Origin of the sequence: Helicobacter winghamensis ATCC BAA-430 (genome assembly GCF_028751035.1) — a bacterium.
In the GTDB taxonomy this organism is placed as follows: Bacteria; Campylobacterota; Campylobacteria; order Campylobacterales; family Helicobacteraceae; genus Helicobacter_D; species Helicobacter_D winghamensis.
This window is the reverse complement of the sequence record NZ_CP063533.1, coordinates 376,778-391,200: the sequence shown is the minus strand read 5'-3', so window position 1 is coordinate 391,200 and position 14,423 is coordinate 376,778. Positions and strand designations below refer to the sequence as shown.

Genomic DNA, 14,423 nt, shown 5'->3' with positions numbered 1-14,423 from the left:
TCCTACTCCTATTCAAAGCGTATTCTAAACCTTGGAGCACTCCATTGCCTACCTTGCATATCTACTACTTCGCATAACTTTACCAACCCACTTTTACACACCACCACACAACAACCATTATCCATAAAAATTACCTTCCCATAATCCCTATTAACAACTCTCACATCTCCAAAAATCTCTGCCTTTAATACTCTAAGAACATTACCTTCAAAAAGAATCTTTGCTCCATCATAAGGAAACCCTACTGCATCAACAAAACGCACAATCCTATCACTACTCCACCCCCACTGGATAAAATAATCCTTATCATCTCTCCACAAACTATAAGTCGCTTCTTTTTGCTCTTGTGGCACACCCAATATCTTTTGCCCTTTTGAAATTTTTTCCAACACTTCCACACATAATTCTGCATAAAGGTAAGAAATTTTTAAAATTGCTTCCCATATTGTAATAGGATAGAAAATTTTAAGACTCCTTTGTGCAATAATATCTCCCTTATCATATTCATTAATCCCATATAAAACACTAACCCCTATATATTCATCTCCATTAATCAAACTTGTTACAAGTGGATTAAATCCCCTATATTTTGGCAATAAAGAATCGTGCATCACAATCACTTGTGAAAAATCTTTAATAATCCATCGCCAAGCAATAGCAATAGCTATTTTCTTTTTATCAAGCATATCTATCATTTTTTTATGAAAAAATTTAACATTATTTTTCAAACATATTTCCTTAATATTTTCATAATAACTCTCTTGAGTCGTATCCTCACAACTCACCACACCACAAATCAATCCAAGCCTATTAAGTCTAGCAAGCTCTTGTAAAACAAAATATCCTTTATATCCCAAACAAAAAAGATAGCAACCCATTATGCTACCCCTTTTGAAGAATGGCAACAAAAATTACCCCCCCCCCCCCACACACAAGGTTTTATTTGAAGCAATCGCACTGGAATCCCAGCATAAACGCCATATTCTCTACACACCCCTTTAACAAAACTCAATGCCCCAACCGAGACATAATCACCAATCTTACTCCCGGCAAAAACAACACTATTTGCCCCAAAAACACAATGCTTCCCAATCCGCACCTTCTCAACAACTCCCGTATTTGCGCCCACATAATCATCACTGCGCGAAAAAACCTTTACTCCATAAGAAAACGCACTATATTCTTGGATTAAAACCCCACCTTCTTGCAAATCCTCAAGCTTACAGCCACCAGCCACTAGACAAAATGGAGCCAGCCAAACAGAATCTTTCAAAATTACATTTCCACTAACGACACAAAAATCATCAATCCTTACATTATCTCCAAGCTCCATTAAATGCACATCATACAAGCTTGCTTTAGTGGAAACCTTAACATTCTCCCCCAAGCTTTTAAAGCCTAAAGCCTTAAGCTCTTTTTGTGTTAAATACGCCATTTGGATTCCTTATTAGAACTTGTAAGAAATAAGATGATTTTAAAAGTTGAAATAAATAAATATTGAAAGAAAAGTTGAAAAAAAGTTTTAAGATAAAAAATAAATAAAAATGCAGATAAAGAGGGAATATTATCCCCCCCCCCCGCAATAAATTTATAATTCTATCTTGTTGCGTTTTATTTAAATCCACAAACATAGGCAGACACAATATTCTACGCGCAATATCCCTTGAAACAGGACACAATCCACCCTCAAAAAATGATAATTCATCTAAAGAAGGATAAAAATATCTTCTAGGAAAAATACCGCTATGATTAAGCCTTTTAAATGCTTCTATTAATTGCAATTCACTTTCAAAAATAATAGGAAAATAATGATAATTCATAGTAGCTTGCGTATTAAATGTTTGCAAGATAAAATCATCTTTTAAATGCGTTGCATAGTAGCTCCAGACTCTTTCTCTTTGCTCTAAAATATACTCCATATCCTCCAAAACACAAAGTCCCATAGCCGCGTGAAATTCACTATTTTTTAAATTAATCCCAAGCTTTACAGGAATAGAATCCCTAAGCCCAAAATTCATCATCTCTCTAGCCTCTTTAAACATTGCTTCATTCTTTAAAATCACAGCTCCACCTTCCACACAATGAAAAATTTTTGTTGCGTGAAAACTAAGTGTAGAAATATCTCCATACTCAAAAATGCTTTTATTTTTATATCTTACGCCAAAAGCGTGTGCCGCATCATAAATGAGCTTTAAATGATGCCTATTAGAATATTCTTGCAAAGATTCCACTTCACAAGGATTTCCAAACACATGCACACAAACCATCGCTTTAACATCAGCACTTAAGTATTTTGGCAACTGATTAATATCTAAATTTAAGCTGTCTTTATTAATATCGCTAAAAACAGGAGAAATACTCTCCCACAACAAAGAATTTGTTGTAGCAACAAAGCTAAAAGGAGTTGTAATAACTTTATCTCCTACCTTTAAACCTACTAATCTATAAGCTAATTGTAATGCCAAAGTGCCATTGCTAACTAAAACCAAATATTTAACGCCTAAATATTCACTAAGTTTTTCCTCTAACTCTAAACTCAAAGGACCAAAATTTGTAAGATGATGATTTTTCCAAATGCGTTCTAAATATTTTTGATATTTTGCAAAAGATGGCAAATAAGGCTTAGAAACAAAAATCATAAGCCACCGCCAAAACAAAATTTACGATTCCATACAAGAAAAAAGACAAAGAATAAAAGATAATAAAAAGAGAGAAAAAAGCTATAAAGGAGTAGAAATGCCCCCCCCCCCCGCATAATTAGGAGAATTAAAGCTCTTTAGATAAAAGGAAGCATTTTTGCCTGTATTAAAAAGCAAATCTAAAACACTTACATTATGGATAAATGGAGGATAAAGCTGTGTGTATTGTGGATAGTTATCATAATCAAACCAGCTTAATTTAATATTGGATTCTTTAAATAAATTTTCATCAATATAATTCTTAGCACTTGGACCACTTATATATTCACTTGCCCCAGTTTGCTTACAGATATTTATAAGCTTTTGTGTTTTATCTCCAAAAAGTTCATAATCCCAAGAATAAGAAATCTTTGTAACAATTCCAAGCAAAGCATTAATTTCTTTTAAAATTTTTGCATTAATCTCGCTTAAATAAACACTTGTAGTCCCCATAAGCAATTCCTCAAACCAAGCAAAATAATCCCTAAAATATAAAGCCTTAGAATAGTTATGGCGCAAACTCTCTAAATGCTCTCTTTTCCACTGCATATTCACAACCTTAACCTCTTTAATAGCCTGTGTAAATCTCCCTTTGACTTCCACAGGGATACTTAACCACTTAACACCATTTGGAGTTTTAATAAGATTCCGATTTCGCCAATCACGCCTTGTGTATTGCATATCATCATAAATCACAAATTCATCAACACTATTAATTAAATCAAAATACCCTTTCCAAGGGATATAATTTGACTGAGAAATAGCGATTTTTTTCACTGGATTTCCTTTTGCAACACATCATAAAACTTCTCAATCTCATCTTTAAAAAACTCATCACTAACAAAATAGCGCATTTTCTCCATATTTTCCCTAGAATCCTTACTATCCCACGCAATAAACTCTTCAAAAGGCGAATTCTCTAAATCCTCCGTTCTAAAAACTTTCACATTAAAGACAACTTTAGACATATTATACAGCGTATTTTGCGAACAAATATAACATTTTTTACCAAACGCTTCTAAGAGCATAACATTATGCCCAGCCTCTTGCACAAAATGATGAAAGATTCCAATATCAATGTATCCTAGCAATTTCACATATTCCACAAAAGGCAAATTTTCCTTTAAAATCCAAATTTTCTCTTCTCCAAAAACTTCTCTATAAGCACTCTCCACACTTTGCTGATAGTCCTTATTACAACCATAAGACAAGGGAATCACAATTTTAATATCCTTATCTTTGTAGCATTTTAGCATTTCTAACACCTCTAAATGCCGATTTGTGAAATGTCCGCTATTACCCACTTGAATCCAAGTTGTTTGCGATTCCTTTTGCGTTAAAGGAATCTTTAAAATATCTTGCGAAAAAGGAAAGAAAAAGCGTAAATTTTTCGCCCCAAAGCCCCATATTTTTTGATAATTTGCAAAATCCCCTTCAATAGGAGTTGCAAGATATGCAAACCTTGAAACCAAAAAGCGATTGTAAAGCTTTTTTAAAAGATTACTACAATCTCTAAGATACATATCAGCACTCCACACAATCCACACCTTTGGCTTAAAAATCGCACAAGCTAAAAGTTGCATTTGCAAAAAGAAGCGGTAAAAAAGCGCATTATAGACAACAACACGCGCCCCACTTGCAATCTTTAAAAGCTTCCAAAAATCTTTAATCCCTTGATAAATCATTACATTATCATAAGCTAAAAGCTCTTTTGGAAACTCTTTGCGTCCCTTTTTATCCACAAGCACATAAAAAGTCTTTTTATCCGCAAAGTATGTATTAAGCTTATAAATAAGCTGGGGAGTAAATTTATCTTCATACACGACAATGTGTAACATTTTCATAATAAATCCTCAGGCACAATCTGACGCATCATATCTGCATAATTTTTTCCATTCTCTTTGGGCCATCTTGTATGTATCCAATCTGGACATTGCCCACAAAATGCAAAGTTGCTAAAGTCATTTTCCAAATGCGCTTTTCTTAAAGCTTGCATTTTCTCCCCTTGCCACACTTCTTTAATGCTAACCTCTCTTAAATCCCCTAAAATCCCTTGATGCGCCCAATCGGTGGGACAGAAACCAAGCTCTCCTGTGGGCATAAGCAATAATCTCTCCCAAGGATAAATACAAGGTTTCCTTTGCACTTTTGCATAAGAATGAAGCATTCTCTCTTTAATGCCTTCTTTAAATCCTCCAGCAGAATGCAACTTTCTAATCACTACAAAATCTGCTCCAGCTTCCTCCCAAAAGGCCTTAAAATCTTGTGTTTCATTTTGATTTAATGGCTGTTCTACAAAGCTTACTACAAGTTTTAAAGAAGATTTTTCTTCTTCTCTTTGCTTAAGTAATGCTAAAATGTTTTCTCTAACTAACTTTAAATCGCCTTTAACTCTAATCTTTGCATAAGTCTCGTCTAAAAAAGCATCAAGACTAATATCTACAACATTTACACCGCATCTTAGAAGCATTGCGCGATTCTTTTCATTGAGTAGCATTCCATTTGTTGTTACATTCACTTTTGTTTTTGAGTTTTTACACGCATATTCTAAGAGCTTATCAATCTTTGGATGAATTAGCGTCTCTCCATTTGCTGTATAACGCAAATATTCACAATACCCAAACCCATCACTTGCCACTTCATCAATAAACTTTTGATGCACCATCTCATCTAAATGCGCCCCACTAAAACTAGGAGATTTTGCAAAATTACTATGCGGACAATGAATACAAGCAAGATTGCAATATTGTGTAACATCAATGGTGATTTGTGAAGGAAAATGTGGCGTTAAATGCTCTTGAAAACCATATTGCATAAAAATCCTTTACTAACAATCTTCTTTATGGATTGCTTTAATACTCTTTGCAATCTCTAAACTAGCACTCCCTAAATGAAACACTTGCGCATTTTTATATTCCATAATTTCTTGGCTTTTTTGCCCGCAAACAAGCTTGCTTACAACTTCTAATAACTCTAAAGGAGTGCTAGCTTTCTTATGTAAAATGGGGTTAAAATAAGCATAGCCATAGAAGTTAGAATCCAATTTTGTTCTGTCTTTAAAATACAAAATCGCTGGACAAAAAGTCGTAAGCGGGAAGGTATAACCCACACTAGAAGCAGTTGTTAAAACCGCAAAAGATTTTTGATAACTGCTTGCTTGAATCTTATCAGCATTATCAAGGCTGAAATTAGAATACACTAAAAAGTCATTTTGAAAATTATCCACTGCTGTTTTATTCCAATAAGGTCTTGGACGGAATATAACTTTAATCCCTTTTTCTAAAAGCAAGGCAATACCCTCTTTAATCGCCAGCAAATCTTCTTCATCAGAAACCGCCACCAACAAACTATCACGCAAAACTTCATTTTTGGATTCCAACATTTGCTCCCTTACCACCTCAAAGGCTGGATAACCCCCTTCTAAAACCCGCACTTTTGACTCCAAACAATACTCTTGCAATGCCTTTTTTAAAATCTCCACTTCCAACTTTGTAGGCGCAACAACATAATCAGCATGTCTAATGATTTCCATAGTTTCTTCAACACCACCAAAGCGCAAAATATTCTCTAAAAAATCCGCAATCCCGTGGGGCTGATAAAAATATTTCACGCTGGGATTTTTATAATTTAGCGGGGTTGTCATATAAATTCCCCACACAAAATCCACCAAATCAAAATGCTCAATAACTAAAGGAATTGCCAAGGAATTATTAGAATCTTTTTTTGAATATCTTTGATAAGCAACATCGTTACTGCATAAATATAACACATTAAAACTCTGTTTTTTAAGCTCTTCATCAACAAATCCCAAATGCTTCTCTCCAGCGTGATTATAAACACCAACAGCAAGAGTATTTTCCTTACTCCAACCTTTTTGAAGCACTTTTTCTCTAGCAAATTCTACAATTTTTGAAGAATACCACAAAACCGCCTTTGCATAATTTGCAATCTTTGCTTCTTTTAAATTTGCAATTAGCTTTTGCATAACCACACGACTATAAGGATTCTTTTGCTCTAACGCCAATAAAACCTTATCCCCACTTCTTAAAATCTCTTCTTTTTGCGCCTTTAAAGAAATCTCCGCATAATAATCATCAATAAATGCAATCTCGACGGAATGGTCTAAAAACTTTATCATTTCTGCCAAAGTTCTGCCGTGACCACCTTTTGGATAAATAAAATAACGCATAGATAACCCTTATAAAAACTCTGCATTAAAAACACTAAGTTGCAATCTGTCTAGCGTTTTATTAAAACTATCATTACGGCACAAAATTGGGCAAGTCGCACAATCTATACTTTCATACACTTCTCTAATCCTACTTCCACGCCAAATTTGCTCCAAACTCTCTTTTCTTAAATCCCCTAGCAAATGTTTTGGACTCTGCCTAAAGTGCAAGCAAGCCCACACTTTAAAATCCGCACTAATGCAAGTGCTAAAGAACATTCCATGGCACTTCTTATAACCTCTTTGCTCTAAGTTTTGCATTTCTTTATACTTTTGAAAACTTGCAACAATTTTAAAAGTATCACACTCATATTTTGTTTTTAATGCTTCTAAAAGCGGCAAAACATCAAAATCATCTCCAATAAAGGGGCGAAACTGCGCAAAATCCGCCCCATTTTCTTTTGCTAATCTCACAAAAGATTCCATATCAACGGAAGTTTCTCTGCTAGTCAAAAATCCAACCCCAAAGGAAGTTTTAGATTCTAACTCTTTTTTTACCTCTGAAAATAACTTAATATTTTGCAATGTTTTGTCAAAATCTTTAGCACTCATTCCGTGGATCTTTGCATACATTTCAGCACTTCCAGCATCTAAAGAAATTCTGAAATACTCCATATTGTTTGCGATAATCTCACATTTCTTTCTATCTAAATTCATTCCGTGAGAATTTAGACCAATCTTCATTCCATTTTCTCTAATGCACCGCACAGCATATTCAAAATGTGGGCTTAAAGTGGGCTCTCCACCACCAGATAAAATCACCCCTTTATTACCAAGTTTAGCTAATCCTTCAACAATCTTATCAATCTGTTCTTTTGAGAGTTGTGCATTATTTTCATTATTTCCACAACAACCCGGACATTTATGATTACATACATTTGTTAAGTCCAACTCTGCAACAACCAAAGTTTTATGAAAGTTTAAAAAATAATCAATCTTATCACTATAACAAAGAATCTTATCGCCTGCATTAAACGCATTAATTTCCATTAACAACACCTTTTAAATACTCACCATAACCACTTTTGCTTAAACTCTCCGCACGCTTTAAAAGTAATTCTTCCGTAATCCAGCCATTATAATACGCAATCTCTTCTAAACAAGCTACCTTATAACCCTGTCGCAATTCAATTGTTTGCACAAAGCTCCCAGCTTCCAGCAAGCTATCGTGTGTGCCTGTATCAAGCCACGCAAACCCACGACCCAAACCTTGAGAATACAGCTTACCCTGCTCTAAATACGCAATATTAACATCGGTAATCTCTAGCTCTCCACGCGCTGATGGCTTAAGAGATTTTGCAATAGAGATTGCATTATTATCATAAAAATAAAGCCCAGTAACTGCAAAATTACTCTTTGGATTTTTAGGCTTTTCTTCCAAACTTAGCACATTCCCTGTTTTATCAAACTCCGCCACACCAAAGCGACAAGGATCTTTCACGCGATAAGAAAAAATGCTTGCAATCCCATTCCTTGCTCTCTCTTTTGCTGCTAGTAGCATTGGCGAAAATCCCTGCCCATAAAAAATATTATCCCCTAAAATCAATGCTAAATTCTCACTATTAACAAACTCTTCTGCTAAAATTAATCCTTGCGCTAACCCATCTGGCGATTCCTGCACACAATATTGTATCTCCATTCCAAGCCAGCTTCCATTGCCAAAAATTTCCTTAAATCGTGGTGTATCTTTAGGTGTGGAGATGATTAAAACTTCACGGATTTTTGCAAGCATTAGCACAGAGAGCGGATAATAAATCATTGGCTTATCATAAACCGGCAACAACTGCTTTGAGATTCCAAGCGTTGCAGGATAAAGCCTAGTCCCACTTCCACCTGCTAGAATAATACCCTTCATTGTTCTTTCCAAAAATCATACAAACTAGAAATCACTTTTTCTTGGCTTGCTTTATCTAAATCATAATACAAAGGCAGTCTAAGCAATCTTTCACTCTCTTTGGTTGTGTATCTATCCAATCCAACAAATTCACCAAACTTCAAACCCGCTTTTGAAGCGTGCAAAGGAATATAATGGAATGTTGCAATAATTCCTTTTTTTCTTAAAAATTCCAAAATTTCTTTTCTTTGATCTAAATCTCGCACTTTTATATAAAAAATATGTCCATTATGTGCGCAGTGATCCGGGCAAAATGGAAGCTCCAAGCAACCCTTTTCTTTCAAGGGCAAAAGTGCTTTATAATATTCATTCCAAAGCATTAATCTCTTTTGTAAAATCTCATCAATCTCTTCTAGTTGTCCCATCAAAAATGCAGCTTGCAATTCAGACAATAAAAAAGATGAACCCAAATCTACCCATGTGTATTTATCCACCATTCCTTGAAAAAACAAGCTACGATTCGTTCCTTTTTCTTGTAAAATTTCCGCTCTTTGGCAAAACTCTTCATTATTAACAACTAATGCTCCACCTTCTCCGCCACTTGTATAATTTTTCGTCTCGTGGAATGAAAATGCGCCAAAATCCCCTATACTCCCTAACGATTTACCCTTATAAAATGCATTTACACCCTGCGCTGCATCTTCACAAACCGCTATTTTATAATGTTTTGCAATCTCTATAATCCTATCCATTTCACAACTAATCCCTGCATAATGCACAGGTATAATTGCTTTTGTTTTTTTTGTAATGGCTTGCTCTATCAAATTTTCATCAAGATTCATTGTTTTAGGATTAATATCTACAAATTTAACCCTAGCTCCCCTTAGAACAAACGCATTCACACTAGAAACAAATGTGAAACTGGGGGCAATTATCTCATCTCCTGCTTTAATATCTAATAGCAGTGCCATCATCTCTAAACTTTGCGTTGCAGAAGCGGTGAGTAAAATTTTTTTGATTAAAAAAGTTTTTTTAAAAAAATTTTCCACTTCTTTACAGAAAAAACCATTTCCACACAAAGACTGCTTACTTAAAACTTCTTCAATTTTATTGCGGACAATTTGGCTAATATAGGGCTTAGAAAATGGTATCACTATCTGTCCTCATCTTTATCAAAGATAAACATTCTTCTAACTCCAATATCAATCTTATTTGATTGCTCTTTTGCACTAGAGACTAATTTCCTAGAAGAGCAACCTTGACAAGGATTGAACTCCAAAAACTCTTTTAGTAAATTCTCTTTTCTTAAATTTTTATATCTAATCCCCCCCCAAATCTCTTCTAAACTATTCCTATAAACATTACCCATTAATAATGCCCCCCCCCCCGCACTATTTTTTTGAGAAACAGGACAACCGCAACTTGGATAAACATTTCCCACCGGATCAACAATTAACAAATCTGTAAGCCAAGGATCATTACACACGCGTGCATTATCACAAGCATCATTAATTTGCTTCTTTAAAGAGCCTCCATCTTGTGTGTAAGAATTTACATAAGTAAAATTTAAAGATTGAATTTCATTGGCATAAGGCTTCCATTTTTCAATAAAAGTATCAACTTCATTAATCGCATCGCCCTCTAAAGTGCAATTAAATCTAACTCTAATATCGTTATAATTTTTAGACTCTTCTAAAAAGTTACAAATATTTGACTCCACTAAACTTAATTTAACTCCACGCGTTTTTTCATAAGTTTCTTCAGTTGCTCCATCAACACTAAAATAAATCCGATTTAAACCACTATCTAAAAGCTTTTTAGCCAATTTTTTATCCAGCAAAGTTGCATTTGTGACAAGAGAAATCACAGGACAACCAGCTTTTTTGGCATAAGCAATAAAATCAGGCAAGCGTTTATCTATTGTAGGCTCTCCCTTAGCACTAAAATGCACAGTGCATTTATGCTTTCCTGCATAGTCTAAAATACCATATACAATAGAGCTTTCCAACTCTTTCTTACTTGCATAAAATTTTTTTGTTTCTTCATCGTGCATTGCTTTATAAATAGGCGAGAAATGCCAACACATTGTGCATTCCAAATTACAAATATTATTAAGCTGGATTCCTATTCCCTTTGGTGCTGGATAAAAATAAGTCGCCCTTTGTATTAAGTTGTAAGTATTTATTGTATCATCAACTTGATATTCCTGCCAAAAAGGAGAAAGCTCAAAAAGTTGCTTAGATTCTGGGTAAAAACGCTTAAATACAGAATCTTTTTTGAAATTTTCTTTATACAGCATTTGTTGTAAGCGTTCGTGCTGATAAATACTAATTGCCCCTTGTTTTTGTAAAATAGAGATTTTAAAAACATCTAAAGTAATTGATTCTTGCAAGGCAAACAAAGCAAAATTATTTAAATTAACCTTATTAGTTGGTTTTGGAAAATAATAATAATTTGCTTGTGTTTTTGTTGAATAATTAATAAACTCTTTAATAAAATTTCTGTCTTCTAAAGACTCTAAAGGATATTTTAAACCAAATAAAATTGTCTTTTTTTGTTTAATATCTTGGTAATTTCTACGTAAAATTGCATAAAATTGATCACTATAAAAATTTTCTATGTAATTCAACTCATATTCATAAAATTTCAAATTATTATCAAAGTTTTTTACATCTTTTAAATCATTGAATACCACAAAAATAGCTTTCATTTTATTCCCTTATTAGTAATATAACACGATTTGTTCCTAAGCGATAGAAAAATGTATGCCAACACAAATAAATTTTTACAAAAAAATCAACGCGCGACTTCCTTCCTTCCTTCCTTCCTTCCTTCCTTCCTTCCTTCCTTCCTTCCTTCTCTTATAGTTGTAAAGATCTTTTAAATTTCTCACACCATCTAATAAAAGTCTTGCCAATCTTCTTTTATAAGTAATATCTAATACCTTAAAGCCATTTTTTCTAAAGACTGAATCCATGGAAGCATAAGAACGAAAAAACAAGTATTTACGAGAAAATCTCCACATTTTTGCAATATCCTCTCTTTTTACATATCCGAGCTTAACCACCAATGCACAATAAATCTTATTTAATGTAGAAAAATGAGATTTTTGCATCAAATAAATAAAAGGTAATCCTGTATGACAATCTTTATATGGGTATGAAGCTGCAAACTCACTATAAACAATTCCTCCATTTCTTGTAACTCTAGCAAGCTCTTTTGCGCTTGACTCCAAATCTCTGATATGCTCAAAAACCTGATAAGAAAAAACAGATTGAAATGTTGCATCATCAAAAGGCAGTTTTTCCCCCAAATGGTAGTAAAAAATCTTATTTGTACTCTCATCAACCCCTTGTCTTTCTAAAAACAAATCTCCCCTAAATTTAGGAGCAATATCACACCCATAGGCATTTAATCCTTTTTCTTGCATAGCCTTAACAAATCGTCCATTTCCACAACCAAAATCTAAAATCTTATCTTGTTTCGTGCATTGCATTTGCCCTAAAGCAAAATCCAACATTTCAGAAAAACCTTTTTCTAGCATCTAAACCCCTTGCTATTAAACACTATCACTAATCAACCGTCTCTTCAAAAATATCAATAATTTTTTGAATTCCTGCTTTTTGTCTAACATCTAATAAATCTTCATATAGAAAGTCTTCCCTTTTTCTTATATCTTGATCTTTTGGTGTTGCAATATGTAAAGAAAGTTTTTCCTTATATTCCTCTGTATCAAAAGCAATATAGCTATTTCCCCTAACAGGTATGCACTCTAACATTTCATCAAAAACTTCTTTGCCAAATCTCTCAAAAATCTCTTGTTTGTGATTTTCTAAAATAAATTTAAATGTTGATGAAAAGCGTTCTTTATTAGTAAGACCAATCAATCTCTTTTCTTTGCCTTTTGCCTTAAACTCAGACCAACTTTCCCCTTGCCCCAAAGGAAAAGTCGAGCAAAAAATATCAATAATATGTCCATAAATATGTGCATCTACAAATCCAGGCATAAAGAAGCGATCTGAAATTCCAAGCTTTTCTACTTTCTCTCTAATTACAGGAATATTACCGCTTCCTGGAGCAATGAAAATTGTGTTTTTATATCTCTGCATAACTTCAGCAATACATTCTAAATATTCATCGCTATCTACTTTCACTAAACGCCCTATCACGCCAAGAACTACAGTATCTTTACTAATAGGATATTTTGCCCTCTCAGCCTCTATAACTTCTTTTGCGCAAGGTGGATTATAAAACTTTTCTTCATCCATTGGCACTTTGAAATCTTTAAAAATAAAATTAGGAGATTGTTGTGCAAAATGACTCATTCTTTCATCAATCCCAACTATATCATATCTTCCATTTCCATGACTCCAAAAAATTTGTTTAGGAGCACTTCTTGTAGCAAAAAGAAAATTGCTCGCATCTATATAACTTGTAGAAATCAAAATATCAATCCCTTCGCTTAAAATGGAGTTTCTAATTGCTAAGGCTTTTTGTAAATGTGGAACATAATAACTATACTCCCGCACCATTTTATATGCAGGGCTAAAGACGGAACAACCAATCTCTGCAAAGCTTTGCATAATTTGTATATCATCTGCACTCTTTTGAATATATGCCATAGAATACACAATAATTTCATATTTCTCTGCAAATTCTTTATTTCGCATTAATGCCTTACATAAGGAATATTCCACTTTATAAGGAGAATTCTCCACCATTCTTTCCTCTAAAAGTGCGATTCTAATTTTACGCCCATTGCTTGAATCAACCTTATCCTTGCACTTTGGAAGTGTCTTGCCATACTCCACAAAATAAGGCTCTACACGCTTCACAACTTTATCATTATATTCTTGCCAATCTTCCTGTGTTTGTGCAGAATTTCCAAATTTATGATAAATATAAAAGCTTACATACATTGCTAAATCTAAATTGCCCTGCTCTAACAAACGCTCTAATACTTCAAGCCAAACTGGAAAATTCTCTCTCCACTTTAAGTTATTATAATAACACTGCACATTCCAAAAAGTATGCATATTCCACAAAAAAATTGATTTTTTAATATGTTCATCTAAACTATCATAATTTTCAGCCTTTAATGCTTCCCTTTGTATCTCTAAAATCCACTCAATTGGAAAGGAATAATACTGGGCAATCCCTCTTACAAAAGGCTCTAGATCCAAAATATAATTCTCACGCAAACTTAAATAAATAATATGTGATAAAAAGAGTCTAATAGCCTTCTCAATCTCTCCACTTAATAACAATGCCACAGCAGAATAATCAATAAATAACAAACGCTCATAATAGGACAAATTAAAATCTTTCACATAAGGCACACAAAGATCAATATAGCTCTGAAATCTCAAATCCTTTAAAGCCTCTTTGCCTACTTGTTGTTCCAAATGCTTAAAGATTCCATATGCCCATAAAAAATCTCTATCTGGCACATCGCCTTTTTTAATAATTATTTCTAAAGCTTTCTCTCTAATAAGCCCTACAATCTCTTTAGATTCTTCTTTGCTTAAACTCTTTTGCCACTCTTGCCCAAATGCCCTAATTAAAGCCATTGCTGCATTAATTTCTTGCTTATTTTGTGCTACCTTTAAGCGTTCTATAATTTCTTGTGTTTGAAATTGCATTGCTACTCTCTTTTAATATTTTCTAAGCATTAAATATCGGC

At 33.8% G+C, this 14,423-nt stretch carries 13 protein-coding genes; all 13 read right to left on the bottom strand.

The window, feature by feature from the left end; translation table 11 throughout:
* Nucleotides 1–8 precede the first annotated feature (8 nt).
* Nucleotides 9–878, bottom strand: coding sequence for a formyltransferase family protein (locus tag IP358_RS01990; protein ID WP_006801949.1), 870 nt, complete (start codon nt 876–878; stop codon nt 9–11).
* Nucleotides 878–1,435, bottom strand: coding sequence for an acyltransferase (locus IP358_RS01985; RefSeq protein WP_006801950.1), 558 nt, complete (start codon nt 1,433–1,435; stop codon nt 878–880). Before IP358_RS01985 ends, IP358_RS01990 begins: the two co-directional genes overlap by 1 nt.
* Nucleotides 1,407–2,639, bottom strand: a complete 1,233-nt coding sequence (locus IP358_RS01980; RefSeq protein WP_180322778.1) for a DegT/DnrJ/EryC1/StrS family aminotransferase — start codon at nt 2,637–2,639, stop codon at nt 1,407–1,409. Before IP358_RS01980 ends, IP358_RS01985 begins: the two co-directional genes overlap by 29 nt.
* Nucleotides 2,640–2,720: 81 nt before the next feature.
* Complete coding sequence (locus IP358_RS01975; RefSeq protein ID WP_101313117.1) at nt 2,721–3,455, bottom strand: WbqC family protein; 735 nt, start codon at nt 3,453–3,455, stop codon at nt 2,721–2,723.
* On the bottom strand, nt 3,452–4,522 hold the full coding sequence (locus tag IP358_RS01970) for a TDP-N-acetylfucosamine:lipid II N-acetylfucosaminyltransferase family protein (protein ID WP_006801953.1): 1,071 nt from the start codon (nt 4,520–4,522) through the stop codon (nt 3,452–3,454). The genes IP358_RS01975 and IP358_RS01970 overlap by 4 nt, the downstream gene beginning before the upstream one ends.
* Complete coding sequence (locus tag IP358_RS01965; protein WP_006801954.1) at nt 4,519–5,493, bottom strand: radical SAM/SPASM domain-containing protein; 975 nt, start codon at nt 5,491–5,493, stop codon at nt 4,519–4,521. The genes IP358_RS01970 and IP358_RS01965 overlap by 4 nt, the downstream gene beginning before the upstream one ends.
* Nucleotides 5,494–5,505: 12 nt before the next feature.
* Nucleotides 5,506–6,867 (bottom strand): hypothetical protein, encoded by a 1,362-nt coding sequence (locus tag IP358_RS01960; protein ID WP_006801955.1) that lies wholly within the window; start codon nt 6,865–6,867, stop codon nt 5,506–5,508.
* A gap of 9 nt (nt 6,868–6,876) precedes the next feature.
* A complete protein-coding gene (locus IP358_RS01955; protein WP_040498251.1) occupies nt 6,877–7,896 on the bottom strand; it encodes a radical SAM protein in 1,020 nt (339 codons plus the stop codon).
* On the bottom strand, nt 7,886–8,761 hold the full coding sequence (rfbA, locus tag IP358_RS01950; RefSeq protein WP_040498252.1) for a glucose-1-phosphate thymidylyltransferase RfbA: 876 nt from the start codon (nt 8,759–8,761) through the stop codon (nt 7,886–7,888). Before rfbA ends, IP358_RS01955 begins: the two co-directional genes overlap by 11 nt.
* The gene (gene rffA, locus IP358_RS01945; RefSeq protein WP_006801959.1) at nt 8,758–9,894 is read right to left on the bottom strand and encodes a dTDP-4-amino-4,6-dideoxygalactose transaminase; all 1,137 of its coding nucleotides are present in this window, start codon (nt 9,892–9,894) and stop codon (nt 8,758–8,760) included. The genes rfbA and rffA overlap by 4 nt, the downstream gene beginning before the upstream one ends.
* A complete protein-coding gene (locus tag IP358_RS01940) occupies nt 9,894–11,450 on the bottom strand; it encodes a radical SAM/SPASM domain-containing protein (RefSeq protein WP_101357052.1) in 1,557 nt (518 codons plus the stop codon). Before IP358_RS01940 ends, rffA begins: the two co-directional genes overlap by 1 nt.
* A gap of 75 nt (nt 11,451–11,525) precedes the next feature.
* Nucleotides 11,526–12,284: a class I SAM-dependent methyltransferase gene (locus tag IP358_RS01935; RefSeq protein WP_006801961.1), complete on the bottom strand. Its 759-nt coding sequence runs from the start codon at nt 12,282–12,284 to the stop codon at nt 11,526–11,528.
* 28 nt (nt 12,285–12,312) lie between these two features.
* Nucleotides 12,313–14,382: a glycosyltransferase family protein gene (locus IP358_RS01930; RefSeq protein ID WP_006801962.1), complete on the bottom strand. Its 2,070-nt coding sequence runs from the start codon at nt 14,380–14,382 to the stop codon at nt 12,313–12,315.
* Nucleotides 14,383–14,423 lie beyond the last annotated feature (41 nt).